This is a genomic window from Paenibacillus xinjiangensis, from assembly GCF_059686975.1.
Map to the genome: position 1 here is coordinate 1 of NZ_JCAALS010000041.1, position 25,688 is coordinate 25,688.

Below are 25,688 nucleotides of genomic sequence, written 5' to 3' on the forward strand. Positions count from 1 at the left end.
CTCTTCTGTATATTGATTACGTGGTTGTTTCTCCATACAGGACACCCCTTCTCGTTATTGTCATTATCCTCATACACTTAACGAGTGTCCACTTTTTATTCTAGCTGCAATAATGCAACCTTATCAGACCTCTAGTGGCGTTTCCACTGATTTGATTGCACGAAATACAATGTAGCTCCAGCGCACACAATAAACTAGTCTATCTAGCGTGATGCAGACTGTATTACATACAACCTCAAGGCGGTATATCGTCAATAGCTTGCTATACACTGTACTCACTACAATTCAGTTTCCTGAAATTTACTTTTATGCGCCAAAACAACGGATTTGGTTGTATGTAATGCAACCTCAGAGTGTCGAGAAAGTCCAAGGGATTTTTCGGCACTTTTTTTATTTGGTGGTTCTCGTGTTGTTGAAGAAAATCGATCTAAAACGATCTGAGAGCTACATTTCAACGAAAAATACGGGGAATTATAGCCCTCATAAAAAACAGGGGGTTTCTCTACAGCCTAGGGGCGCTTCATAGAGGAGCGCCCCTTTCCGTATTATTCGAGATGGTACTCCCTTATTTTGTTGTACAGGGTTCCCCTTGAAATACCTAGCAGCTTAGCCGCGCTGCTCTTATTGCCTGAGCATTTCTCGAGTGCTTCCTTCATCAGCAGGATCTCTTCTTCGATGGATATCTTCTGACGCAGCTTTCTTTCCTGTACTCCCGCTAAGGGCTCGGCAGGGGCATTGCCGCTTGGTACTGCTGATTCAAGCTGAGGCTGCTTCTCCTGCACATGCTCAGGCAGATGCTCCAGTGTAATCTGATCATTCTCGCTTAGAATGACACAACGCTCTATCGTAGCTCTTAGCTCTGTAATATTGCCCGGCCAGTGGTAATTCGTGAAGGCAAGCAGCACTTCTGGCGGCAGATTAGGGATAGGCTTCTGATACTGCGCAGAGAATTGTCGCAGATACATCTGCACCATGATCGACAGATCCTCTTTTCTTTCCCGTAATGGCGGTATCTTAATAGACACTACATGAAGTGCGTAATAGAGATCAGCGCGGAACAGCCCTGCCTTAACGAGTGCTTCCAAGTCTTGATTCGAGGCCGCGAATAGACGTGTTCGAACGGGAATTTCCTCACTGCCTCCAGAGCGGACAATAGAGTGGCGTTTCATTGATTGATAGAGCTTGTCTTGGATATCCAAGGAGAGCTGATCAATCTCATTCAGATAGAGTGTGCCTCCGCTAGCGGCTTCCAGCTTCCCCGCTTGCCCGTAATCGTTGCCAGAGAATGCTCCCCCCTGGAACCCGAAGAGCTCCGTCTCGATTAACCCCGCCGGAATGGCTCCGCAATTCAGAGACAGGAATGGCTGCTCTGACCGAGCGCTGGCTTGATGAATCACTTCGGCCAACTGCTCTTTGCCTGCCCCAGTCTCTCCTATGAACAATACAGATGAGTCAGCCTCGGCCATTTTTTTTGCGATTCGAATCACTTTGCCAATCGCCTCGCTACGACCATTGATGATGGAAAAAGGGTCTACATCCGTCTTTTTATTTGATAATAGGCTGGAATGGGCCGTTACAAGCTCATCATTGAGCTTGACCAGATGGGTAATATCCTGCTCGGTTGCGATACCGCCAATAATTTTTCCATTAGCATCTAGGATCGGAGAAGCATTAACTAGTACATGGGTATCTGGTCGCGGACGGTGGTAATTGTTCCTTAGCAGTCTTCCCTCGTCCAAAATTTTCAGAACGACTAACGCCTCGGGATCAAAGTGCTCGCCAATGGTTCTATTGATAATACTCTGCTTCGAGATGCCGTATATTTCTTCTGCTACAGAGTTCCAGCTAATAACTGTGCCATTCTGATCGACAACGGTAACAGCATCGCTGACCGTTTCTGCCAGCGTAGAGAAGTAGGAAGCCATCTTCTGCTGCCCTTGCCATGCGGTTTGCAGCATGTGGATGAGCGTACAGTAGCCAATGGGTTGATTATTCGCATCATAGAAGACGATAGGGCGCTGTGTATGTGCTGGCAGCTCCATAATCCATGCATCTAATTGCTGCTGCAGCTTCTCGTAGGGGAACACAGGCGAAGCTAGCTGGTTGTTCGTAAGGAGATACTCGCCAATACTGCTATGTACAGAATTGAACAGATTCAAATCCATATTTGTAAAAAGGTAACGCGTATTGTTCTGACTTACGAGTGCGACCTTGCCGCTGTCTAGGATGGTACACAATTCGGTGACCGATAATTCAGGAGTTATGTGAATAAAATCTCGATTAATCAATAGTCGTTCATTGTTGAACATAATTACCTCTTATTATGATTAAATTTACTTCTAAATCTAACATGAAAACAGCGATAGAGCAATGTGAGTTTGTTCTACCTATAGAACAAATCAATGCGTAACATGTTCGACATTGAACATGTTACAGGAAAAAACGTCTGATATTATGTATATTTCAAATACCATATTGTTCAATTGAACAATATGGTGTATATTGGTTATACATTAATTATTGGATAAAAAAAGAATTGTGGGCACATTGATGAGGGATATTTCAAGCCTTTGGCAAAAGCCGTTCAAGGTCCGCGTAAACGACTGAGAGGAGCCATTAATGATGAGCATAACGACAAGAGCAGAACATTTCGCGAACGAGGCATTTGTTGATTTCAAGCTGGACGCTAACAAGAAAGCGATGGAGGCAGCTATTGCCGCAGTAAGAGCAGAGCTGGGCCTGGAATACCCTTTGCATATTGGTGCGAGCCGAATCGTAACAGAGGATAAAATCAAATCCATTAATCCGGGCAATGTAGATGAAGTGATTGGTTATGTCAGCAAAGCGGATAAAGCTCTGGCAGAGCAAGCCATGCAAGAAGCACTGCAAGCCTTCGAATCTTGGAAGAGGGTTCCGGCTAGGGAGCGTGCGGAGTATTTGTTCAAGGCTGCTGAGCTGATGAGAGAACGCAAGCATGAGTTCTCTGCTACGATGATTCTGGAAGCGGGTAAGAACTATGCAGAAGCGGATGCTGACACTGCAGAAGCGATTGACTTCATGGATTTCTACGCGCGTGAAATGATCCGTCTTAGTGAAATCAATACTGCGATGCCGTTAACGAAGGTTGCGGGTGAGGACAATAAGCTCACTTATATTCCACTTGGTGTCGGTGTCGTTATCCCACCCTGGAACTTCCCACTCGCAATCTGTGTAGGTATGGCATCCGCTGCCATTGTATCGGGTAATACCGTACTGCTGAAGCCAGCATCGACAACACCTGTCATTGCCCATAAATTTGTTGCCTTAATGGAAGAGGTAGGTCTTCCAGCTGGCGTTCTTAACTTTATTCCGGGTAACGGTGCAGAAGTAGGTGACTACCTGACAACGCATCCAAGAACTCGCTTCGTAAGCTTCACGGGCTCCAAGGAAGTTGGACTTCGCATTAGCAAGCTGGTTGCAGATACGGTTCCTGGACAGATCTGGATTAAGCGTTTGGTTGCGGAGATGGGTGGCAAAGATGGTATTGTGGTAGACGAAACGGCTGATCTTGATGCAGCGGCCCAAGCGATAGTAGCTTCGGCATTCGGATTCCAAGGTCAGAAGTGCTCTGCAGGCTCTAGAGCCTTCGTCGTCGATGCGGTCTATGGTGAGGTTGTGGAGAAGGTAGCCCTGTATACGAGGCAACTTGAAGTGGGCTTGCCTGAGCATAACTTCGCTGCTGGTCCGGTAGTGGATCAGAGCTCCTACGAGAAAATCTTGAATTACATCGAGATCGGTAAGCAAGAAGGCAGACTGCTAGCTGGAGGCGGCAAAGCGGAAGGCAACGGCTATTATATTCAACCGACTGTATTCGTTGATGTCGCGGGCAACGCGCGTATTATGCAGGAGGAGATCTTCGGACCTGTCCTCGCCATTGGCAGAGCGAAGGATTGGAAGGAAGCTATTGAGATGTACAATGACACGGAATTCGGCTTGACCGGCGCATTCTTCTCAAGCTGTGAAGACCGGATTGCAGAAGCGCTCGATACGATCCACTGCGGCAATCTATATATTAATCGCAAATGTACAGGCGCATTAGTAGGCGCGCATCCATTCGGCGGCTTCAACATGTCCGGTACAGATTCCAAAGCTGGCGGTTATGACTATCTGCTGCTATTCACACAGGCTAAGTTGACATCTAGAAAGCAATAGCAGAGATAGAAGGCTGACCTTCGCCTATTCCTCTTTTAGGCGAAGGTACTCAGCCTTTTTTTAGAATTAGGAGTGGGGCTGAGCCCTGAAAGAGGACATGCTTATGCTGACTGAAGCAATGAAAATGGCGGGGGTTATAACCTATGGCACAGACGAGCATTATTGTTAGGCTGGAATTGGATCATGAACGAGTGAGCTTCGGAGATGTAGCTGCTGCAATTAGCAGAGCAGGTGGAGATATTACGTCCATTGATGTCATTCGGCCGGGGAAGGAATCATCGGTACGGGACATTACGGTAGAAGCGGGGGATCAAGGCGAAGCCCTTATCGTAGATTCGTTGAAAAAAATAATCGGCATTAAGCTGATTAATGTATCGGACCGGACTTTTCTCGTACATCTTGGCGGCAAGATCGTGATTCAACCAACGCTTCCGATCAAAAATCGGGAGGACTTGTCACAGGTATACACACCAGGTGTAGCCAAGATATGTACAGCTATTCATGAGAACCCGAGAAAGGCTTATTCCTTGACGATTAAGCGGAATACCGTCGCTGTTATTACGGATGGAACGGCCGTGCTTGGACTAGGCGATATCGGTCCTTATGCGGCAGCGCCCGTCATGGAGGGGAAGGCCATGCTGTTCAAGCAGCTGGCTGGCGTGGATGCCTTCCCACTGTGCCTGGATACCACTGATACGGAAGAGATTATCCGTACGATCAAAGCGGTCAGCCCTATTTTTGGAGGCATCAATCTTGAGGATATCAGCTCCCCACGCTGCTTCGAGATCGAGCAGAGGCTGGCGGAAGAGCTGGATATTCCGATATTCCACGACGATCAGCACGGTACGGCAGTGGTTGTAATCGCCGGGCTGTTGAATGCGCTTAAGGTGGTTGGCAAACGGATTAATCAGGTGCGTGTCGTCGTTAACGGCATTGGTGCAGCAGGCGTATCCATATGCAAAATGCTGCTCGATGCAGGCGTATCGCGCCTCGTGCCCGTGGATAAAGCTGGCGCAATCGTCTACGGCGGCAAATATGATCATCCGATGTGGCAATGGCTTGCTGATCAGCCTCAGGTTGAGGGGACAGCAGGTACGTTGAAGGAGGTTATTAGCGGCGCCGATGTATTCATCGGTGTATCACGCGGCGGCGTCCTGAATGCGGAGGATGTTCAGAAGATGAATGCGCAATCCATTCTATTCGCAATGGCCAATCCAGAGCCGGAGATCAAGCCTGAAGAGGCGCTTGCACATGTAGCCGTGTTCGCTACTGGCCGGAGTGATTATCCGAATCAGATTAACAATGTCCTCGTATTCCCAGGGTTATTCCGAGGAGCGCTTGATTGCCGTGCCAAACGTATCAACGAACCGATGAAGCTGGCGGCAGCGCGTGCGATCGCATCCGTCGTATCGGACAATGAGCTGAATGAGCAATATATCATCCCGAGCATTTTTAATGATCAAGTCGTTCCGAAGGTTCGCCAAGCCATCGTAGAGGCTGCGATACTAACTGGAGTAGCCGGACGGATTCCACCGGACTTCAGGTAAAGGTGCGTCATAGGCAGATATAGGTACAATGAACAGCAAGACCGGAGCAGCAGCGTTGCTGCCTCCGGTCTTGCTGTTTGCTTTGCTGTGAAGGGATCACACAAGCTAGCATGCCTATCTAAACTAAACTAAATACCCTAAAAACGTTTAATCTATATTTTTTGTATTTTTGGTTATAGTTTATGTATAATGAATATAAGTTAGGAGGGGTTGTTGTTCATGCTCGTATTCATAGGTATTGTTGTTGTATTAGTTGCTGCAACAACGCTAGTCTTGCAGTTGTATCCTGCATTCGGAGGCAAATCCTCCAAGGAAATGATTAACCGGTATCGTCAATCTCCAAATTATCATAACAATAAGTTCATGTATCCGTTGCTGTCGAAGACATTTGAGCCTACATGGCGCAATATCGTGTCTCTGCTGCGGGATTATATGAAAGGCAATCCTAAGATCAGGCCGAAGAGTGGCGTTCCAATGGAGCTTTTTAATCCGCATGATATAGAGAAACAGGCACAGCCAACCCTAACATGGTTCGGGCACTCTGCAATGCTGCTGCAGATAGGAGGCCATCGGCTGCTGCTTGACCCGATGTTCGGCAAGGCTCCGACTCCATTCCCCATCTTCGGTAACAAAAGATACAGTCGGGACTTGCCCTTCGAGGTGGATGAGCTTCCAGCCATAGATGCTGTTATTCTGTCCCATGATCATTATGATCATTTGGATTACGGCACAATCATGAAGCTGAAGGATAAGGTGGCTAGATTCATCGTCCCTCTCGGTGTGAGCAGTCATTTGGAGCGCTGGGGTGTTGATCGGGCCAAGATCAGTGAGCATGACTGGTGGGATGAGTTCGACTATCAAGGGATCAAGCTGGCTTGTACACCCGCCAAGCATTTCTCAGGCAGAGGCTTGTTTAACGGAGGATCAACGCTATGGTGTTCCTGGGTGATTGCCACCGACGAGACAAGAGTGTTCTTCAGTGGAGATAGCGGCTATGGTGCCCACTTCGAGCAGATAGGAGATAAATATGGTCCATTCGATCTGACTCTGATGGAGTGTGGTCAATATGATGCAAGATGGTCAGCTATTCATATGATGCCAGAGGAGACGGTACGAGCTCATGTTGACGTCAAGGGTAAGGTGCTGATTCCTATCCACTGGTCGGCTTTTACACTGGCGCTTCATGATTGGAACGATCCGATAGAACGTGTAACTCAAGCGGCGCGGAAGCTTGGAGTGAATATCTCAACACCGAAGATCGGAGAATCTGTGCGAATAGGCAAGGTAGAGTATCCTTCATCTGTGTGGTGGAAGTAAGAAAATTATTATTTACAGGTTATTATTGTACTTATATTCCCGGTAACGATAACAAACGCAAGTCGTATGCTGCTCCAGACGAGCTGCATATGACTTGCGTTTTTGTTTAAAGGCTGATATTAGAGTGAATGGGCAACTCGACGGAATAATCCTAATCCAACAAATAGACCCCTTGAGCAACGGCAAGGGGTCTTACCTATGGCTCTTAGCCCTTATTAGCGCCAGCTGTTAATCCGTCGACGAAGTGACGCTGTAGATACATGAACAACAGCGTGATCGGAATGGCGATGAGAACAGCTCCGGCGGCGAATAAGGTGAAGTAGGCATTCTGATAGGAATTGACCATATCGTACAGCCCAACGGCAACTGTCCATTTTTCTTTGGAACGAAGCACGAGGCTTGCGAATATGAAGTCAATCCATGCCCCGGTGAAGGTAGTCAAGGCCACGAATACAAGCATCGGCTTGGATAAGGGGAGCATAATGCTGGCGAACACCCTCAGGTTGCTGGCACCGTCTATTCGCGCGGATTCCTCAATCGCTTTGGGCAGCGTATCGAAGAATCCTTTGGCAACGAACAGATTGAAGATAACGGAGCCGAAGGAGTAGACGATTACAAGCGCCATATGCGTGTTAAGCAGCCCGACCTGCAGGAGCAGAATATAGACGGCTACCATGCTCATGAATCCGGGAAACATGCCGAGAATGAGCATCAAGGTTAGAGAGGCTTTGCGCATAGGGAATCGGAACCGTGATAAGGCATAAGCTGACAATGTGACCAGCAGCGTGCTGAGCAGCATGCTGAATACAGCTACCTTGAAGGTATTGAGATACCACGTTGTGAACATTAGGCTCTCGGAATTGAACAATTCTGCGTAATGACTTAGCGTTAGGCTCTTCGGAATAAAGGTCTCGCTATATAAGGATTTCCCCGGCTTGAAGGAAGAGAGGACGACCCAGGCTGCTGGATACAAGCTCCAGCCTACCACCAGCAGAAGGAAGAGATAGCTGCCAATGACCCGTATTCTTGTTGATGTGCGAACACTCATTGGATCATCTCCTCATCCTTGAACGACTTGGTCTGCCGATAGTTCCATATGGAGAATCCGGCAATAATGATGAATAGAATAATTCCGATTGCAGAAGCAATGTTGTAAATATTATTGTTTAAGGTCAGCTTATAGAGCCAAGTGATCAGTAGATCCGTATGCCCAGCGAACTGGTATTCCGGATTGGCTGGGCCGCCATTGGTTAGCAAATAAATAACGTTAAAGTTATTGAAATTGCCTGCAAGCTGAATAATGAGAATAGGTGCAATCGCGAACATGATAATCGGGAACGTAATTAATCGTCCTTGCTGCCAGCGGCTCGCGCCTTCGACTCTCGCTGCTTCGTAGAGCTCCATCGAGATCGTCGACAGAACACCGCTTATGAGCAGGAAGGCGAGCGGCATACCAATCCAGACATTAACGATAATGACCGTAAGCTTAGCCCAGTAAGGATCGGTGAGCCAGGGAAGGTTGCCCAGACCGAAATAAGAGAGATACTGATTAATGGGGCCGAACTTGCCGTTGAACATCATCTTCATCGCCAGCAGAGAAATCATCTGAGGGATCGCATATGGAATAATAATCATCGTCCTCCAGAATCCTTTCAGTCGGATTTCTTTCTGCGACAGAACTAAGGCAACGATGAGCCCGGTTGCGAACGTCGTGACCGTTGCGATTACCGCCCAAATAATCGTCCAGCCTAATACGCCGAGGAAGGTGCTGCTCCAGCTTTTTAGCCGGAAGAGCTGTGCGAACGAATCGAACCCTACCCAATCGACCAGATTGCCTGGAGGGATATGGTGAGGTGACGCATAGTTGGTGAAAGCGAGCAGGATCATGAATACAATAGGCAATATCGTCAGGAACAGAATGCCGGCACCTGGCAAGATTAACAAGGTTTGGGCGAACTTGAAGTCATGCAGGTAAGTAAGCGTCTGTCTGAAGGTGCTGGGCAGACGGCCTGCATCTCGTTGTCTCCCCGTCCGGTGGGCATCTCTAATGGCGCTGACATAGACCAGAATGAACAGGACGAACAGGAATAACACAATCAAGCTTTGAATCATTAAATTAATGGAATGGTCCCCCGGAACATGCTGGGACTTGCCGTCAACCTCAACAAGCTGGGACGGTGTATCGCCGAGCGTCGTAATTCCCCAGATGGCATCAACAAGGTTGGATGAGAAGAAGGCAAGGGCGACAATACTGATGGCTAGAATGAGTATGCCCTTCGTCCATTGACGGTTATATAGTTGTCCTGTGCCGGGAACTCCTGCCGATAGAATAGCTGCAACTAACCGATGTCTAGTGTTCATAGTCGCTTAGAATGGAGCCTTCGAGGAATCTGGTTCTGCTGGTGTATCACCCTGCTGGACATTAAGCGCTATGGCGTCTCGAATCTGCTTGACTGCGCGATCCAATACTTCCTTGATGTCCTTGCCGTCCCAGATCTCTACCATTGCGGCATCCATAGGTACCCATATGCTGCCGACCTCTGGTATGGAAGGTGCTGGGTGCGAGCTGCTGAATTGCTTGTAGAATGCGCTCGTAATCTCATCTGCTTGAATGACGGAATTGTGCGCTGCTTCAGTATGTGTAGGCACTGCGCCTGTAAGCTCATAATTAAGCAGTTGGGCCGCTTGGCTGGAAGCGAATCTGGCGAATAGCTTAGCTGCATTCGGATACTTACTGTAAGCGCTAACATACCAAGAATTGACTTGAGACAATGTAACGGAATCTTGGCCCCCCACGGCTGGTATAGGGGCAACTCCGAAGTTGACGCCTGCTTGTCGGAATGTCTCGATAAACCAAGACCCGGTTATGTTCATAGCTACGCTGCCTTCGCTGAATAATGTCGTCTTGATATCACTTGCAATATCACCCGCGGAGATTGGTAGAATCTCGTCGCGTAGCCCGGCGAATACCTTCATTCCTTCTACAGCACCTTCGTTGTTTAATCCGATATCAGTGGGATCCGTACCGTTGCTGCCGAAGATATAACCGCCAGTGGAGCCCAAGAATGGGTAGCTGAAATAGAAGAAAGGTACATCGAACATAAAGGCATATTTGTTGTTATCCGGATCGTTGAAGGTTTTTGCGTATTCGATAACCTCCTCCATCGTTGCGGGAGGCTCGCTGATTAAGTCCTTATTGTAGAACATGGCATAAGTCATGACCTTAATCGGGTATCCATATAGCTTATTTTGATAGGTGGAAGCAGAGATCGCGACCTTTTCATGCTCTTGGCTCGTAACCTCACCAAACTCATCGTTAGGCAGAATAAGCCCGGCGCTCGCGGCTTTACCGAGATGATCCTGAGAGGTCGTAATGACGTCAGCAGCGAGTCCGGCTGGACCATCCAGCTCGAACTTCCCGATCTGATCCATCGTTCCAAGCTCTTCCATCCTTACCTCAACACCATATATTTTCGTGAATTCTTTCATGATGGCTTCGACAAAAGGACGGGCTTCCTTGCTTTCCCACACCAATAGGCTTGCGCCGGGCTCCGGTGTAAGGTCAGTGTCCAGCTTCTCGAATTTCAAATCGAACTCACTTTCTGTGGCAACGCTTTCAAGCTTGTTCGCGGTATTGGAGCATGCGGTCATTATAACGAATGATAGCGTGATGAGGAGAGAGAGCGTCATCTTGCCAAGCTTCGTTTTCTTTGTATGCATTTCGTTTCCCCCGTTCATGTTCTTATATGGTGTGGCCCTGTACCCAGCTCTGTACTTCATAGCGGAGTGTTAAGTCTTCAGTCGCAACGAAACGGCGTTTCGGGACGTCATATCCACTCGTATCCGCCTCTTTCAAGCCGGTATTGTCGCAGATGGGGAAGGAGAATCCCGTGCCTCTTGGAAGATAGAACTGCCTGCGGTAAGTCTGCGGCCCGACTTCCTCTAGCTCTACGCCAGCATAAATCCGAGCATTAGCTGGTGTGCTGGGTGGAACGACTACCTCTAGATCTACCGCTATTGCTGGCGACAGCTCAGGTATGATCTCAACAGATTTCGATATGGAGAACAGAGAATGGACATATTTGACTCGGATATAGCCTGCTTTCACAGCCTTGATCAGTCCCCCCGGTGTGATGTGGGCAGCATCACTTGGCGTAACGATAAACTGCGCATTCACATCTACGATAGAGATACCGCTTCCATAATAATGAATGGGATAAATATAGCTGTCAGCTCCGTTGATTCCTGCTACACCAACACTAATGAGCTCGGATGCTGCTAGCGGCCCTTTGTCCCCGAAGAAGAAAATCAGCGGTGCGTGGGCCCTCTTCTCCCATGCGGCTTCATTATGCTCCGCTAGGGGTTCATAGCAGAACATAAGGTCTTCTCCTGACTGATAGCCGAGCTCCACGAAGTGATTCACCATGCTCCTTACATGACTTTCTTGTACGGTCATCCCTTCCATGCCGCCCATGTCGACCCATAGCTGTAGAGGAAGCTTCTCGGTGAATGGCTGTATCATAGGCTGATGCGTCATCGCTGATTCCTCATATTGGGCGAAGTAGGGGGATATCATCGCAAGCTTGCCGAAAATATCCGAGCGCCGGAATCCAATATGATAGGTGACAAGTCCGCCTCTTGATGAGCCCATTAGCGCGGTATGCTGGCTTTCTGGCTTCGTTCGATACCTCCGATCTATATGCGGCTTCAGCTCTTCGGCCAAAAATTGCTCATACAGCTCGCCTAGGCAGGGATAGCCCAGTCGCTCTGCGAATGGCCCGTCATGAGCGAATTCACTATTACGCTGATCGCCCTTGTTCGCGATGGCAACGATAATAATCTCCTCGATACGCTTCTCGGCAATTAATCGATCGCATAGCGTGTGCAGGTTCCAAGACTGTCCATTATAAGCGGCAGAGAAAATATTCTGACCGTCATGAACGTATAAGACAGGATAGGTTCGCTCCAGCTGCTCGTCGTAGCCGGGGGGCAGGTAGATGAATATATCCCTCTCGTTATTCAGACAATCTGATCGAAAGCTCGTGATCGTCTCCATTCTTGATGACTGGATCATGCATAACTCTCCTCTCTGTGTGACTCCGGCTTAAAGTCTGCCCAATTGTTCACCGTATAGCTGACTTTCTTATCTTGATCAGCCACAAGTCTGCGATAGGGCAGCTGGTTGAACTCGGAGTCGACCTCTTCTTTGTCATAGCCGCGTGTAATCAAGAAATCGAAGATCAAATGTCTGGGCAATTGAATCTTCATGCCATACAGACCCTCAGCCAGCTTGGGAACAGGGAATGTGGCATAGAGCTCAGCATCCTCAGGAGTCGACTCGGGCACATGAATCTCGAGATCAATCTCTACGGTTTCGGACAGCTGCTCCACAACGGCATACTGACGAGCTGCTGTGAGACCTTCATACTCGAAGTGAATCGTCGTCGATCCTGGCTGTTTCGGCAGCAGTCTGCCATCCTGGGATACTTCTAGAATATCGGGCTGCTCTGAACGATAGCTGCCTTCCAAGTGACTGAAGCGAAGGCCTGTATCGAGAGTGACGACTGCATTAATAACGGTAGCAGGGCCGGTGACACCAACGACGACTGGGCCTTCAAGCGCTGCGCTTACTGGGGTGCCTCGATGGCCAAAAAAATGAATCAATGGCATATGCGCACGGCGGCTCCAATCCCATTCCGAATGTGCGGCCTCCATATCATGCAGATAATACAGTTCCTCCTGATGCTTCCAGCCCGCCTTCAGCATATCGTCTGCAAGCTGCTTCACATGGGAAGCCATGAAGAAGCCTTCCGCTCCGCCGATGTCCAGCCATATGCGCTGGCCGGCATTGTAAGGATAGAGCCGATATTGCGGTGTTTCCTCCAGCGTGTAAGGATCTACCTTCTTGAGAAAAGGGGATAAAACGCCTAGTCTGCCGAACACTTGCGGATTACGAAGCCCAATCGTATAAGTAGCAATTCCGGCAGCTGAAGAGCCCATTAAAGCCGTGTTCTCTGCATCTGTTAATGTTCTGAAGCGCTCGTCAATGATTGGCTTGAGCTCTTCGATCAGAAAATGCTCATACAGATCGCCCACACAGCGGATCGGATAGGCGCAGAGGTCATGGAAATACTCGCTCGTACCTTCTTCATAGATATGCTCGACCGCAACAATGATGATCGGCTGGATCAGGCCTTCGGCTATTAACCGATCCGCAATACGGTGCATGGCCCACGATTCCCCCGTGTGCTTCTGAGGCTCGAATACATGCTGGCCCACATGCATGTAGAGCACGGGATAGCGCTGCGGCTGCGCATCATCGTAGCCAGCGGGCAAATACACCCAAACATTTCGTTCGTTACCCAAGTGGGAAGCGCTTACTTTCGGCAATACAAGCAGCCTTGAAGATAAGGAATTAGACATGTAGGAAGTCCTTTCTATTCGGGAATTAAATTTGACTGAACTATACTTAACCGGTTAAGTAACCTCAGTATAGGGGATGCTCCAAATGCTGTCAACTAGTTGAATTGACATTTTTTTAAAGGAAGAATTATGATAAGCTAAGCTATTGATCCTAGGTAAGGTGGTTAGCCATTCATGAGAAAGCCAACATTAAGAGACGTTGCCAAAGAAGCTGGAGTTTCCGTTGCTACAGTCAGCTATGTGCTTAACAATGTCAGCAATCAGACGATCGCTGAGGAGACGAAGCAGCGTGTATTCGATGCTGCAAGCAAGCTGCGTTATGTGCAGAACCTGACAGCCAAATCGCTATCGCTTGGTAAAACGAATGTTATTGGCGTACTATTCGTCAGTCCTGCCAATTCTCTTATCTCGAAACCAATAAGCTATGGTGCTTATCTGGACCGATTAGAGCGCAGATGTCATGATCAAGGCTATCATTTACTCGTATCTCAGATTAATCCGGTAGATCCAAGCTTCAAAATTATAGTAGAGAGGAAGCTGGACGGCGTCTTCCTGATTGATGCCATAGAGCAATCCTTCCACACGATATCTAGTCATCTTCCCTATGGAACACCTCTAGTTCTTATTGATAGCTTAATTAATGATCCATTATTTCGCAGTGTGAACCCTGATCTGGAGGGGATGTTCGCAGAGCTGAACGCATTAGGGGAGCGGTCCTTCGCCCTCATACATGAGCAAACCTCGAATAGACTATTCCACGATACAATCAAGTCTGCCTCTAAGCTCGATGATTCCAGTATATTCGCGGCAACCAGTGATGAGGACAAGCTGCGGGACTTTATTGGCATGCAGGAAGGCAAGCTCCTCGTCGTCATGAACGAATTTCTGGCGTTGCATGTGCTGAAATACCGATCTCTGGAGTCTGTCGTTGTTATCTGCACCTCGGAGTGTCCACAGTTTCTGCCTCACGGGGTCAGGAAGTTCACACTTAATCAATCTAAGGCGGACGTTTCGTTCGACTTGCTGCATGAGATGCTGCAGTCCCCGTTCGGGCCTTACGAGAATCAGAGCATTAATCTGCGACTGAGCCAATAATGGAATAGGAGCAGCACGAAGAGAGGGCATCCGATAGGGATTGCCCTCTCTTCGTGCGTGAACAAGGACAGTTAGATTCTACTTATCGAATTGCTCTGTCGCTTGATAGAAACTGCTCATAGAGAGGCGAGTAAGCTGAAGAGCCATATCATGGGGAGAATAGGCCGCTGTAGGCTGCTCGAGCCATCCTGTCACCAGCCCCATAATCGCTGAGCCCCAGTAATCGAGCATAAGGTCACGGGGAATCAAAGGCTTCTGCTCCAGAATCGGATTAGACATCCGGATCAAGCAGCTGTCCCGAATAACCTCCTGTAGTCGATCGGAATGGGAGGAAGCTTGAAGTTCTACTAGGATAATGCGGTAGAAAAGCTGGTTGCTGCCTATATGGTCGAATAGAGCAGCGAAGTAGGGATCGGGAATGGTGCTATTGGGTTCGTAATTTATGGAATAATCTGGTTTAAGTGAAGCTAGTCTATGCAGCTGTTCAAGCTTATAATCAACTATTTTTTCCATTAAATCTTGTTTGTTTTTATAATGAGCATAGAAAGTAGAACGATTAACATTGGATTTTTCTGTAATATCCTTCACGACAATTGCGTGGAAAGGCCTCTCCTGCAGCAAAGACAAGAAGGCTGCTTGGATATGCTGCTGCGTACGTACTATACGCCGATCGACCTGATCATCTGAGTGACTTATCAGGACGGGAATCACCTCCACGAGCCATTTAAGTAGATTTACAAATAAGCTGACAGCCCATATTGTATAAATTTCGTCATAATTGCATCCGTTTTCATCTGAAAATAAGAATAGATATCCAACAGATGCACCTAATTTGTTGGATAGGCGTCACTTGCTGTATTATTTTTTATTGAAATCTATTGATTTAATTAGATATCATAGAACAATGTGTATACATTTTCAATACTGGTCGCATTAGACAAGACGGATTCCTCTCTTATTCAGAAGGATAAGCCGGCAATAGATAAGTAGGAATAATTACAATAATTACAAATTACTGATCATCCCTTTTTTTGGTATGATTAATATCACAAATACTGTTATTTATGTAATGTAACACGTAATGTAACACAACTATCCATGTAATAATTGTTGACGGTTGATTAAATCTTAATTATATTTATGTAATTAATTATAGTGCAATAGGCATGAATGATAACGAAAAAAGTCATGTAAGATGGTCTTCCTCCATCTCGCCACATCACATCAGTCAAAAAAGGAGCTTGGATCATTTGAATCGTAAACTAGTTGCCTCCGCTCGCGGCGATGCCCCTATCGAATTAGTGATTGAGAATGTGAAGCTTGTTAATGTGTTCTCAGGAGAAATATATTTGGCTGCTATCGGGATTACAGGGGATCGAATCGTACATGTAACTGCCCCTGGCGTAACCGTTCTAGATGCACAACAACGAATAGATGGCAAAGGAATGTACGCGATTCCTGGCCTTATTGATACTCATATTCATATTGAAGTTAGCATGCTGACTCCGGCTCACTTCGCCGAAGCTGCGCTTGTTCACGGGACAACTACGGTTCTGACGGACCCTCACGAGATTGCGAATGTACTCGGTGAGCGTGGAGTTAAATACATGGTTGATGCAGCTGAAGGCCTAGACCTGCGTATGCTTAACATGCTGCCTTCTTGTGTACCCGCTGCCCCAGGGCTTGAAACAGCCGGAGCGGATTTCACACCTGAAGTGGTAGAGAGTATGCTCGCTTGGGATGGTATTTACGGACTTGGCGAAGTGATGAACTACCATGGCGTTATTCATGGCGATGAGAGAATGGCTGGCATTCTCGAAGCCAATGAGAGAGCGGGCAAGCTTGTTCAAGGGCATGCTCCTCGAGTGTCGGGACGGGATCTATCCGCATACATGATCGCTGGACCGAACTCTGATCACGAATCTCGTACAGGAGAAGAAGCGCTGGAGAAAATCCGGGCCGGCATGATCGTCGAGCTTCGTGAAGGCTCTTTCTCACTCAGTATTGCGGATTGCGCTCCGCTTATTAAGGACTTGGGCTACCTGCCTAATGTTACGTTCTGCTCCGATGATCTATTACCCCATGATTTAGCAGATAGAGGCCATATGAACTATATCATTTGCAAGGCCATTGAAGAAGGCATTGACCCGGTGAATGCGATCCGTTACGCCACGATTAATTCGGCAGAGCGTCTGAAGCGCAAAGATCTCGGTGCTATTGCTGCGGGAAGAATTGCCGATATTGTATTAGTCGAGCAATTAGAAACGATGAAAGTCGTAGATGTATTCACATCAGGCAAGCTTGTCGTAAGCGAAGGGAAGCTTACCCGTCCTCAGCCGAACGTAGAGCCGCCTGCTGATTTCTTCCAGACGGTTAAGCTGCCAGAAATTACGGAAGCTGATCTCGTTCTATCCGTCGACGACAACTCAGCAACGGAGGCGCAGGTTCGCGTAATCGAATATGATGTTGCCCCTGGTATTCCGACTGATTTTCTCGAAGTCACGCTGCCGGTGGAGGATGGCCGTCTCGTTCCTGAAGCTTATGAAGGAGACAAGGGTCCTTTGTGCCGCGTAGCTGTATTCCACCGTCATGGCTTGAATGAGAACCGCAATCTGGGACTGCTTGCAGGCTATGGCATTATCGATGGTGCGGTCGCTACGACGGTTGCCCATGATAGCCACAACTTGGCTGTGCTTGGAGTGAACACGCGAGACATGGTCATTGCGGCTAATGAGCTTCGCAAATCGCAAGGTGGCTTCGTAGCCGTCAAGAACGGTGAAGTCATCGCACATCTTCCATTCCCACTAGCGGGACTAATGAGCTCGGAATCAGCAGAGACGCTGGTGCCTAAGCTGAAAGACTTCGTAGATATTCTGGTCAAGGAGATCATGCCTGGCAAAAATCCGATTCACCGGATGATCGCTGTGACGCTCCCCGTTATTCCAAAAGCGAAAATAACGGACATTGGCTTGGTTGAAGTCGAAAGCCAGCAGTTCATGCCTTTTATTATGGGTACAAAGTAACACCAATATAACAACTAGAAGAGTGAGAGGGAGATGATTAGGTTGAAAAATGGTTTGAAGGTTATGGCTTTGGCATTAGGGGTTATGGTTGTTGCAGTAGGCTGCTCCAATGGGAACAGCAACACTGAGGGTTCAGATTCATCCGCGAAGGTTGTCAAAATGGCAATCAACAACACTTGGAAGCCTTTCGGTTTCATTGACGAGAAGGACGAGCTGGCGGGCTACAACGTTGACGTATTGAAAGCGATCGACGAGAAGCTTCCTGATTATGAATTCGAGTACGAAGGCGTAGATCAATCCGCTGTCTTCGTAGGTGTAGATACTGGCAAGAATGCTCTAGGCGCAGGCAGCTTTTTCAAGACACCTGAGCGTGAAGAGAAATACTTGTTCCCTGATGAGAACTACGGCAGCATCGTAATGTACTTGGCTGTTAAGAGCGACAACACGGACATTAACTCGCTTGACGATCTAGTGGGCAAGAAATTGGCTCCGCTTATGCCGAATACAAGCCACTACAACATGATCAAAGACTACAACGATGCTCATCCTGATGCTCAAATCAAGCTGGAAACGATTGATAACATTACAACTGCGGACGCTATGAAATGGGTAGAATCCGGTCGTTACGATGCTTTCCTCGTACCAGGTATGACTTATTATGATACTCAAAAAGATCTGAACTTGGATCTGAAATTGACTGACGCAATTGAAGCAAGTCCAATCTTCTTCGTTCTGAACAAAAACGAAACAGAACTCAAAACTCAAATGGACACTGCAGTGAAAGAGCTGAAAGCTGACGGTACACTGTCGAAAATTTCTGAAACATGGATGGGCGAAGATATTTTCAAAGAATAGAGGGCTGAAAGATGAATATTACCTTTAACCCAGGTTACATTCTCGAAATTCTTCCCAATTTGCTCAAGGCTCTGCCTATGACAATTGTGGTTGTAGCTCTCTCGCTGTTATTCGGTTCGCTTCTGGGTTTGCTGCTTGCTAAGGCAAAACTCGGGAGCAGCCGAGTTCTTCGTATTCTGGCTACTTGGTATATCTCCTTCGTTAGGGGTACGCCGGCATTAGTACAGCTTTTCCTCATATTCTATGGTTTGCCGCAAGTGTTGAACATGATAGGCATTAACATTAACAGCTGGGACAAGGTAGTGTTCGCTATCATTACCTTCTCATTGAATGGCGCGGCGTTCCTGTCCGAGATTATGCGTTCTGCCTACCTGGCAGTCGATCGCGGTCAGCAGGAAGCGGCCTATAGTGTAGGAATGAATGGTTGGCAGGCTTTCAGGAGGATCATATTCCCGCAAGCATTCGCGGTAGCTCTTCCTAACCTTGGCAACTCCGCTATATCTCTTTTGAAAGAAACGTCATTGGCCTTCACAATTGGGGTCATTGATATTATGGGACGAGCACAAGTCATCAGTATTAGATCGAATGGCGTCAATCAGCTGGAGTTATACATCGCAATAGCGCTGCTCTATTGGGTCATGTGCTACGGCATCGAGAAAGCTGTCGCTGTGCTGGAGAAAATTTTCAAAAAAGGCCAAAAAGAATTTGTTGGATAAGACATCAGAAATGGCCAATGGGAAGGATCGTTACGGATGGTTTTTGACATCGAATTTGCAATTCAGTCACTACCGAAAATCATAGCTGGCATACCGATGACGCTGCTAATAGCGATCTTCTCCATTATCATGGGCTTAGTAATTGGATTCCTGGTTACTCTCTGCCGCATGTATAAGGTGCCGGTATTAAATAGACTAGCTATTATTTATGTTTCCTTCATTCGAGGGACACCGCTGCTGGTTCAAATTTATGTCACCTACTACGCACTTCCTTTGATTATCGATTGGGCAGGCATGAAGCTGGGGATGAATATATCATCGGCAGATCTGCCGCCTCTGGCCTTCGCACTTACGGCATTCACCATCTATTCGGGCGCCTATCTGTCTGAGACTATTCGCTCTTCTCTGAGCGCAGTGGACCCTGGACAGCTGGAGGCTGCTCACTCTGTAGGGTTAACGACTTGGCAGAGCTTCCGCAGAATCATTATTCCACAAGCTGTCGTCGTTGCTCTTCCGAGCTTCGGCAATATTTTCTTGGGATTGATCAAAGGAACCTCGCTTGCGTTCACCGTTATGGTGCTGGAGGTGCTCTCCAATGCTAAGATTGTGGCTGCTGATGGTTATCGGTATATGGAAGCTTACGTAGATGCTGCCCTCGTCTATTGGGTGCTGTGTATTCTCTTTGAAAGACTGTTTGTCTGGCTCGAGAAAAGAAGCGGCCGTTACAGATCGAAGATTGCCTCTTAATCGCAAGACAAACGCAAAGCAAACGGGGTGACGAAGAATGATTAAGTTGACAGGCATTAGAAAAGCGTTCGGTCAGAATGAAGTGCTTAAAGGGATCGATCTGACTGTGAAAAAAGGAGAAGTCGTTGCTATTCTGGGGCCAAGCGGCTCCGGTAAAACGACGCTATTGCGCTGCATCAATTATTTGGAGAAGCCAAATGGCGGCGAGATCAAAATCGGCGACTTCAGTGTGAACTGCGATAACCCAACGAAAAAGGATATTCATGGCCTGCGCCAAAGAACGGCTATGGTATTCCAGCATTACAATCTGTTCAAGAACAAAACTGCACTTGAGAACGTGATGGAAGGTCTAGTCATCGCTCAGAAGATGCCGAAGGAAGAAGCGCGGAAGAAAAGCATCGAGCTGCTGGACAAGATTGGACTAGCTGCGAAGCATGATGCTTATCCGAGCCAACTCTCCGGAGGACAGCAGCAGCGGATTGGCATTGCACGCGCACTAGCGCTGAATCCAGATGTGATTCTGTTCGATGAGCCTACCTCGGCGCTTGATCCAGAGCTAGTCGGAGAGGTGCTTGCCGTTATGCGCAAAATCGCTGAGGAAGGCATCACGATGATTATCGTTACTCATGAGATGGCCTTTGCTCAGGAAGTTGCTAATCATGTCGTGTTCATGGACCAAGGCGTTATTGTCGAGGAAGGTCATCCTAATGACCTCTTCAATCATCCTAAAGAAGAACGCACGAAGCAGTTCCTCGGACGGATTAGAAATTAAGACAGCTAAATAGGGTATATCGTGCCAATCCTGTTAGTGAAAAAGCACCCGCACTTTTGCCGTGTATATAGGCAGAGGTACGGGTGCTTTTGTCATATAGAGGAGAGCTTGAGCCGTCCCGAAGGCGGCTGCAAGAATATAGCTCAGACGTTAGGTATTGCTCTCAGCCAGCTGCTTCAAGGTTGCGTCCAACACTTGAACACCAATGGCGATATCGGATAAAGAGGCCCACTCGGCCGGATTGTGGCTGATGCCCTCCAGGCAGCGGATGAAGATCATTGCTGTAGGTACTTGTCTGCCGATGACCATAGCATCATGTCCAGCTCCGCTGACGAGCTCGAAGGCAGGATAGCCGGCATGCTCAATAGCGGCTGCAATCTTGTTCATTAAATCTTGGGACATGGAAGTGGGATCAATCTTGATCGTAACCTCCATCTTGAGCTCTAGTCCTCGCTCGCTGGCAATAGCTGCTGCTTCTTCCATAATCGCTGTGAGCAGAAGGTCTCTTGCAGCAAGGTCAATATCGCGAACGTCGACGACTAGACGCACTTCTCCGGGTATGACATTGCTGCCATTAGGATAGACGTCGAATTTGCCTACTGTAGCAACAGCAGTGCTGCTGAAAGCTGGAGGCAGCTTCTCAAGCTTGGCTACGAATTCGCCTGCTCCAGCTAGAGCATCGAAGCGCATGTCCATGGGGGTCGTTCCAGCGTGGGAGGCTCTGCCCAGCCACTTCATCTCCAGCCATGCAGGGCCGGCAATCCCGTTCACAACGCCGATGGGGAGGCCTTGCTTCTCGAGGACCTGTCCTTGCTCAATATGCAGCTCCACATAAGCATGAATGTCTTCCGGCCGGCGAATAGCTTCAGTGAGCTTAGCAGGATCGAGGCCGTCACTGCGCAGCACTTGCTCGAAGTTGCTGCCATTATCATCGTGATAATGCTTAACCAAGTCCAGTGTTAGCTCTCCCATCATGAAGTGACTGCCAGTCAGGCTGGCGTGGAAGCGTGAGCCTTCTTCATCGGCGAAAGCAACAACCTCAAGGCTTCTCGAAGGGATGTAGCCTTGCTCATGCCATCCCTCAGCGACCTCGAGTGCAGACAGGACGCCTAGAATGCCATCGAAATGTCCGCCGTTCGGAACGGTATCGATATGGGAGCCGGAGAGCACAAGCGGGAGCTCGGGGTTTGCCCCGGGCAATCGTCCGAATACGTTGCCAACCGCGTCTTCTCGTACAGCAAGACCGGCTTCCTGCATCCATTGTTTAAGCAATTCCTTCGCTTGACGATCTTCTGCGGAATAGGCGATGCGCGCTGATCCGGAGTCTGCCGTTAAGCCAATCTCGGAGAGGGCATGAAGCCGCTGTGCGATTCGATTCATATTCGTTGTAGTATCGGATTCCCTAGTCAACCTTCCGTATAAGTCCATGATGTCCACCTTTTAAACGCAGTTTTTATTTTATTCTACTATAACAAACCAGCGAAAGCATCAGGAGGAGACGACAATGATCAAAGTTGATACGCTCATAACTAACGTCCATATCTTTAACGCTTATATGAAGCAATTCTATAAGGGCCATGCGGCTATACGCGATGGGAGGTTCCTCTATGCCGGTGACAGCGGGGCTGACGAATTCACGGCGGAGCACGTTATTGACGGTGAGGGCAGATACATGATTCCGGGTCTGATCGATATTCATATGCATATCGAGAGCACGATGGTAACGCCAAGCACCTTCTCCTTCGGATTGATACGCAATGGGGTAACCTCTATTGTGACTGAGCCGCATGAGATGGCCAATGTGTTCGGAAGACGCGGCGTAACGGAGATGATTGAGGCAAGCAGTGACACCGTCGCAGACATCTTCTATGCGATCCCAAGCTCCGTGCCTGCAACGGCTCTGGAGACCTCCGGAGGCAGTATAGAGATCGAGGATATTGCCGAGCTGCTGAAAGACGAGAAGGTCATCTGCCTTGGCGAAATTATGAATTACCTTGAGGTCGTTCACAATCCTGATTGCAAAACGAATCAGATACTTGATTATGTTCGGGAGAATCATCCGAAGCTGATCGTGGAGGGTCATTGCCCCCGTCTGCTAGGAACAGAGCTCAGCCGATTTATCTTCACAGGCGTTGATTCTGACCATACGCAGCAGACGGCTATCGGTATGGATGAACGGATCAAGGCGGGTATGTTCGTACAGGTTCAAGAAATCTCGATGACTCGTGAGGTTATGGATTATATTATTGCAGCTCCGGCATCGGTATCCGAGCATTACTGCTTCGTAACCGATGATGTGATGCCGGATTCCTTCGTGCAGAAGGGGCATCTGAATTATTTGCTCAAGAAAGCAATTGAGATGGGGCTTACTCCTGAGCAGGCGATCTATGCGGGTACATTTACTCCTGCACGGAGAATGCAGCTGCATGACCGGGGAAGCATCGCACCAGGGAAGCTGGCTGATTTTGTTCTTCTAGGAGACCTTCAGGCGTTCGAGATTGATGAGGTGTATAAAGGTGGACAGAAGGTATACGACAGCGAGGAAGACTATGTGCAGAAGCCGCAAGCACGACAATTCCCGGATGATTTCTACACTAGTGTGAAGCTTGCGCCGCTTAAGGCTGAGGAGCTGGTCATTAAGGCACCAATCGAAGAGGGTAGTGTCCGCTGCCGGACGATGACGGTTAACGATGGCACCTTCTTCACAGAGGAGAGGACAGATGTATTCGCAGTCAGCGGCTCCGAGGTGCAGTGGGAAGCTACGCCATATGCACTCATCGCTACCTATGAGCGATATAACAAGAACGGCAACCACGCGATTGGGCTGGTCGGCGGCGATACGATTCACCGAGGTGCGATAGCAACGACGTACTCGCATGACAACCACAATCTGATTGTCATCGGCAAGAACCGTGAGGATATGATCTTGGCTGCGAATGAAGTGATCAAGCATCAAGGCGGCTATTGCGTGGTAGAGGACGGTCAGATTCTATCTATGCTGAGTCTGCCTGTCGGCGGGATCTTGTCAGAGGAGCCACTTCAGCAGGTGGCTGCTGAAGCGGCGCGCTTAGTCGAGGCGATGGTCAGCTTGGGCTATAAGCATTACACACCTATTATGTCGTTCAGTACGCACTCCTTGCCGGTAAGTCCAGGACTCAAGATTACTGACCTCGGCCTTATTCGGGTAGATGAGAGAGAGATCGTATCGATTTTCGCTGATGAATAGGAAATACACATCGTAATGAGCCTATATGGAGCCCGCATCTGGAAGACAGGATGCGGGCTCTTGGAGCTGCTGCCAGCTGCGAACAAAAAACACTGAAATCGTACAATTCATTTATTCTGTGTATTTCATACAAGCGATTAGGTATAATAAACGGGAATGAAGGAGGCCGTTAATACATGAGTACTACGATGGACAACGATAGTCATCCGCTTAAAGATATGAGAACGAAGCTCCTAATCAAGGTCATCCCAATCGTAAGAAAGAATGGATTCCAATCCTTGCGGATGGAAGAAATTTCTAAATATATGGATGTCAGCAAAGCAACGATGTACAAATATTTTTCTTCCAAAGAAGAGGTTATTGAGAGTATAGTCCATATCCTGAGCGGCTATATAGATGAATTAGTGCTGGAATCTCATGATACGATGGGGTCGTTCGGAACAGCGTTCCAGCAGCTATTCGAACAATCGGTCATCCTCACTGCCTATATCTCTGATGGTTTCTTGAACGAGCTGCAGGCGATCTATCCAGAGCTGAGCGAACGATTAACAGATGCGATGGGGCAACGGGAGCAACGGGTTCTGACCTTTTATCAAGCAGGCAAGAAGAAAGGCGTCTTCAACGATTTCAATGAGAATCTCCTGTTCCTGCAGGATCATGTGCTGGTAAGAGCGATGCTGGACATTAAGTTCTTAATGCTGCATCATATGACGCTTAACCAAGCTATTATGGATTATTATCAGTTAATGAAGCTTCAGCTGTTCCGAGCGGAGCAGCTTCATCTTGTAGATGATTCGGTTATGAAGGCCAAGGTAGAGTATATGGCAATGAAAATAACCCGTGATGTGTTATAGCACAGCATAAGAAGGAGGCCATCCCGATGAGGATGGTTCAGACTGTAGAGAAACCCCCTGTTTTTTATGAGGGCTTAAATTCCCCGAATTTATTCGTTCAAATGTAGCTCTCAGATCGTTTTAGATCGATTTTTCTTCGATTAGACGAGAACTACCAAATAAAAATAAAAGTACCGAAAACCTTTGACTTTCTCGACACTCTGAGGTTGCATTACATACAACCAAATCCGTTGTTTTGGCTCATATAAATAAATTTCAGGAAACTGAATTGTAATGAGTACAGTGTATGGCAAGCTATTGACGATATACCGCTATGAGGTTGTATGAAATTCAGTCTGCATCACGCGAGTTAGACTAGTTAATTACGTGCGCTGTAGCTACATTGTATTGAGTGCAATCAAATCAGTGGAAACGGCACTAGAAGTCTACTATGATTGCATTACATACAACCAAATCCGTTGTTTTGACGGATAAAAGTAAATTTCAGGAAAGTGAATTGTAGTGAGTACAGTGTATAGCAAGCTATTGTTGATATACCGCTATAAGGTTGTATGAAATACAGTCTGCACCACACGAGATAGACTATTAATTGTGCGCGTGGTAGCTACATTGTATTTAGTGCAATCAAATCAGTGAGGACGGCACTAAAATTCTGCTTAGGTTGTATCACATACCACCACATAATTCCCCGAATTTTTCGTTAAAATGTAGCTCTCAGATCGTTTTAGATCGATTTTTCTTCGATGACACGAGAATCACCAAATAAAAAAAATGCCGAAAAGTCCCTTGGACTTTCTCGAACACTCTGAGCCATCCCGATGAGGATGGCTTTTTTGCATGCAGCTCCAGTTAAACAGCTTGACCTTGAAGTATACTTCAACCTTTATGCTTGATCCAACAAGCAATAGTGTCCTTCAGGCGA

General features: G+C 47.7%; 19 protein-coding genes. 11 read left to right on the forward strand and 8 right to left on the reverse strand.

What is annotated here, in order from left to right; genetic code table 11:
* Positions 1–545: 545 nt before the first annotated feature.
* Positions 546–2,309: a sigma-54 interaction domain-containing protein gene (locus AC6ESP_RS27630; protein ID WP_497099977.1), complete on the reverse strand. Its 1,764-nt coding sequence runs from the start codon at positions 2,307–2,309 to the stop codon at positions 546–548.
* Between the two features lie 313 nt (positions 2,310–2,622).
* Between AC6ESP_RS27630 and pruA the strand changes: the two genes are divergently transcribed.
* The 3 genes from pruA (at position 2,623) to AC6ESP_RS27645 (ending at position 7,055) form a co-directional block, all read left to right on the forward strand.
* Positions 2,623–4,191, forward strand: a complete 1,569-nt coding sequence (gene pruA, locus AC6ESP_RS27635; RefSeq protein WP_497099978.1) for an L-glutamate gamma-semialdehyde dehydrogenase — start codon at positions 2,623–2,625, stop codon at positions 4,189–4,191.
* Between the two features lie 143 nt (positions 4,192–4,334).
* Entirely contained in the window at positions 4,335–5,738 is a 1,404-nt protein-coding gene (locus AC6ESP_RS27640) for an NAD-dependent malic enzyme (protein WP_497099979.1), read from the forward strand.
* A gap of 219 nt (positions 5,739–5,957) precedes the next feature.
* Complete coding sequence (locus AC6ESP_RS27645) at positions 5,958–7,055, forward strand: MBL fold metallo-hydrolase (RefSeq protein WP_497099980.1); 1,098 nt, start codon at positions 5,958–5,960, stop codon at positions 7,053–7,055.
* A 205-nt stretch (positions 7,056–7,260) separates the two neighbouring features.
* Here AC6ESP_RS27645 and AC6ESP_RS27650 read toward each other — a convergent pair whose 3' ends face one another.
* From AC6ESP_RS27650 to AC6ESP_RS27670, 5 genes are read right to left on the reverse strand one after another with little or no spacing between them, the layout of a single operon-like run.
* Positions 7,261–8,103 (reverse strand): sugar ABC transporter permease, encoded by an 843-nt coding sequence (locus tag AC6ESP_RS27650; protein WP_497099981.1) that lies wholly within the window; start codon positions 8,101–8,103, stop codon positions 7,261–7,263.
* Entirely contained in the window at positions 8,100–9,416 is a 1,317-nt protein-coding gene (locus tag AC6ESP_RS27655) for a carbohydrate ABC transporter permease (protein WP_497099982.1), read from the reverse strand. Before AC6ESP_RS27655 ends, AC6ESP_RS27650 begins: the two co-directional genes overlap by 4 nt.
* A 6-nt stretch (positions 9,417–9,422) precedes the next feature.
* Complete coding sequence (locus tag AC6ESP_RS27660) at positions 9,423–10,775, reverse strand: sugar ABC transporter substrate-binding protein (RefSeq protein WP_497099983.1); 1,353 nt, start codon at positions 10,773–10,775, stop codon at positions 9,423–9,425.
* A gap of 22 nt (positions 10,776–10,797) precedes the next feature.
* Positions 10,798–12,129, reverse strand: a complete 1,332-nt coding sequence (locus tag AC6ESP_RS27665) for an alpha/beta hydrolase (RefSeq protein ID WP_497099984.1) — start codon at positions 12,127–12,129, stop codon at positions 10,798–10,800.
* Positions 12,126–13,478, reverse strand: coding sequence for an alpha/beta hydrolase (locus AC6ESP_RS27670; RefSeq protein ID WP_497099985.1), 1,353 nt, complete (start codon positions 13,476–13,478; stop codon positions 12,126–12,128). Before AC6ESP_RS27670 ends, AC6ESP_RS27665 begins: the two co-directional genes overlap by 4 nt.
* Positions 13,479–13,652: 174 nt before the next feature.
* On the opposite strand from AC6ESP_RS27670, the gene AC6ESP_RS27675 reads away from it, so the two are divergent.
* A complete protein-coding gene (locus AC6ESP_RS27675) occupies positions 13,653–14,573 on the forward strand; it encodes a LacI family DNA-binding transcriptional regulator (protein ID WP_497099986.1) in 921 nt (306 codons plus the stop codon).
* 78 nt (positions 14,574–14,651) lie between these two features.
* On the opposite strand, the gene AC6ESP_RS27680 is transcribed toward AC6ESP_RS27675, so the two are convergent.
* Positions 14,652–15,290 carry a TetR/AcrR family transcriptional regulator gene (locus AC6ESP_RS27680; protein WP_497099988.1) on the reverse strand — a complete coding sequence of 213 codons (639 nt, stop codon included), beginning with the start codon at positions 15,288–15,290 and terminating at the stop codon, positions 14,652–14,654.
* A 533-nt stretch (positions 15,291–15,823) separates the two neighbouring features.
* Here AC6ESP_RS27680 and ade point away from each other — a divergent pair.
* The 5 genes from ade (at position 15,824) to AC6ESP_RS27705 (ending at position 20,686) form a co-directional block, all read left to right on the forward strand.
* Positions 15,824–17,596 (forward strand): adenine deaminase, encoded by a 1,773-nt coding sequence (ade, locus tag AC6ESP_RS27685; RefSeq protein ID WP_497099989.1) that lies wholly within the window; start codon positions 15,824–15,826, stop codon positions 17,594–17,596.
* A gap of 63 nt (positions 17,597–17,659) precedes the next feature.
* Positions 17,660–18,451, forward strand: a complete 792-nt coding sequence (locus AC6ESP_RS27690; RefSeq protein ID WP_497099990.1) for a transporter substrate-binding domain-containing protein — start codon at positions 17,660–17,662, stop codon at positions 18,449–18,451.
* An 11-nt stretch (positions 18,452–18,462) separates the two neighbouring features.
* Positions 18,463–19,167, forward strand: a complete 705-nt coding sequence (locus tag AC6ESP_RS27695; protein WP_497099991.1) for an amino acid ABC transporter permease — start codon at positions 18,463–18,465, stop codon at positions 19,165–19,167.
* Between the two features lie 36 nt (positions 19,168–19,203).
* Positions 19,204–19,914 (forward strand): amino acid ABC transporter permease, encoded by a 711-nt coding sequence (locus tag AC6ESP_RS27700; protein WP_497099992.1) that lies wholly within the window; start codon positions 19,204–19,206, stop codon positions 19,912–19,914.
* A gap of 37 nt (positions 19,915–19,951) precedes the next feature.
* Positions 19,952–20,686 carry an amino acid ABC transporter ATP-binding protein gene (locus tag AC6ESP_RS27705; RefSeq protein WP_497099993.1) on the forward strand — a complete coding sequence of 245 codons (735 nt, stop codon included), beginning with the start codon at positions 19,952–19,954 and terminating at the stop codon, positions 20,684–20,686.
* Between the two features lie 150 nt (positions 20,687–20,836).
* On the opposite strand, the gene AC6ESP_RS27710 is transcribed toward AC6ESP_RS27705, so the two are convergent.
* Positions 20,837–22,114, reverse strand: a complete 1,278-nt coding sequence (locus AC6ESP_RS27710; protein ID WP_497099994.1) for a Zn-dependent hydrolase — start codon at positions 22,112–22,114, stop codon at positions 20,837–20,839.
* A gap of 79 nt (positions 22,115–22,193) precedes the next feature.
* On the opposite strand from AC6ESP_RS27710, the gene AC6ESP_RS27715 reads away from it, so the two are divergent.
* Positions 22,194–23,912, forward strand: coding sequence for an adenine deaminase (locus tag AC6ESP_RS27715; protein WP_497100020.1), 1,719 nt, complete (start codon positions 22,194–22,196; stop codon positions 23,910–23,912).
* Positions 23,913–24,088: 176 nt separating this feature from the next.
* Positions 24,089–24,766, forward strand: a complete 678-nt coding sequence (locus AC6ESP_RS27720) for a TetR/AcrR family transcriptional regulator (protein WP_497099995.1) — start codon at positions 24,089–24,091, stop codon at positions 24,764–24,766.
* Positions 24,767–25,688: the final 922 nt, after the last annotated feature.

What these genes read in the sequence shown, in the direction of transcription:
- AC6ESP_RS27705 (WP_497099993.1), top strand. Translation starts at nt 19,952, where the DNA reads ATGATTAAGTTGACAGGCATTAGAAAAGCGTTCGGTCAGAATGAAGTG.
- AC6ESP_RS27645 (WP_497099980.1), top strand. Translation starts at nt 5,958, where the DNA reads ATGCTCGTATTCATAGGTATTGTTGTTGTATTAGTTGCTGCAACAACG.
- AC6ESP_RS27695 (WP_497099991.1), top strand. Translation starts at nt 18,463, where the DNA reads ATGAATATTACCTTTAACCCAGGTTACATTCTCGAAATTCTTCCCAAT.
- AC6ESP_RS27710 (WP_497099994.1), bottom strand. Translation starts at nt 22,114, where the DNA reads ATGGACTTATACGGAAGGTTGACTAGGGAATCCGATACTACAACGAAT.
- AC6ESP_RS27665 (WP_497099984.1), bottom strand. Translation starts at nt 12,129, where the DNA reads ATGATCCAGTCATCAAGAATGGAGACGATCACGAGCTTTCGATCAGAT.
- AC6ESP_RS27720 (WP_497099995.1), top strand. Translation starts at nt 24,089, where the DNA reads ATGAGTACTACGATGGACAACGATAGTCATCCGCTTAAAGATATGAGA.
- AC6ESP_RS27700 (WP_497099992.1), top strand. Translation starts at nt 19,204, where the DNA reads ATGGTTTTTGACATCGAATTTGCAATTCAGTCACTACCGAAAATCATA.
- AC6ESP_RS27660 (WP_497099983.1), bottom strand. Translation starts at nt 10,775, where the DNA reads ATGCATACAAAGAAAACGAAGCTTGGCAAGATGACGCTCTCTCTCCTC.
- AC6ESP_RS27690 (WP_497099990.1), top strand. Translation starts at nt 17,660, where the DNA reads ATGGCTTTGGCATTAGGGGTTATGGTTGTTGCAGTAGGCTGCTCCAAT.
- AC6ESP_RS27655 (WP_497099982.1), bottom strand. Translation starts at nt 9,416, where the DNA reads ATGAACACTAGACATCGGTTAGTTGCAGCTATTCTATCGGCAGGAGTT.
- AC6ESP_RS27630 (WP_497099977.1), bottom strand. Translation starts at nt 2,309, where the DNA reads ATGTTCAACAATGAACGACTATTGATTAATCGAGATTTTATTCACATA.
- AC6ESP_RS27675 (WP_497099986.1), top strand. Translation starts at nt 13,653, where the DNA reads ATGAGAAAGCCAACATTAAGAGACGTTGCCAAAGAAGCTGGAGTTTCC.
- AC6ESP_RS27670 (WP_497099985.1), bottom strand. Translation starts at nt 13,478, where the DNA reads ATGTCTAATTCCTTATCTTCAAGGCTGCTTGTATTGCCGAAAGTAAGC.
- AC6ESP_RS27640 (WP_497099979.1), top strand. Translation starts at nt 4,335, where the DNA reads ATGGCACAGACGAGCATTATTGTTAGGCTGGAATTGGATCATGAACGA.
- pruA (WP_497099978.1), top strand. Translation starts at nt 2,623, where the DNA reads ATGAGCATAACGACAAGAGCAGAACATTTCGCGAACGAGGCATTTGTT.
- AC6ESP_RS27650 (WP_497099981.1), bottom strand. Translation starts at nt 8,103, where the DNA reads ATGAGTGTTCGCACATCAACAAGAATACGGGTCATTGGCAGCTATCTC.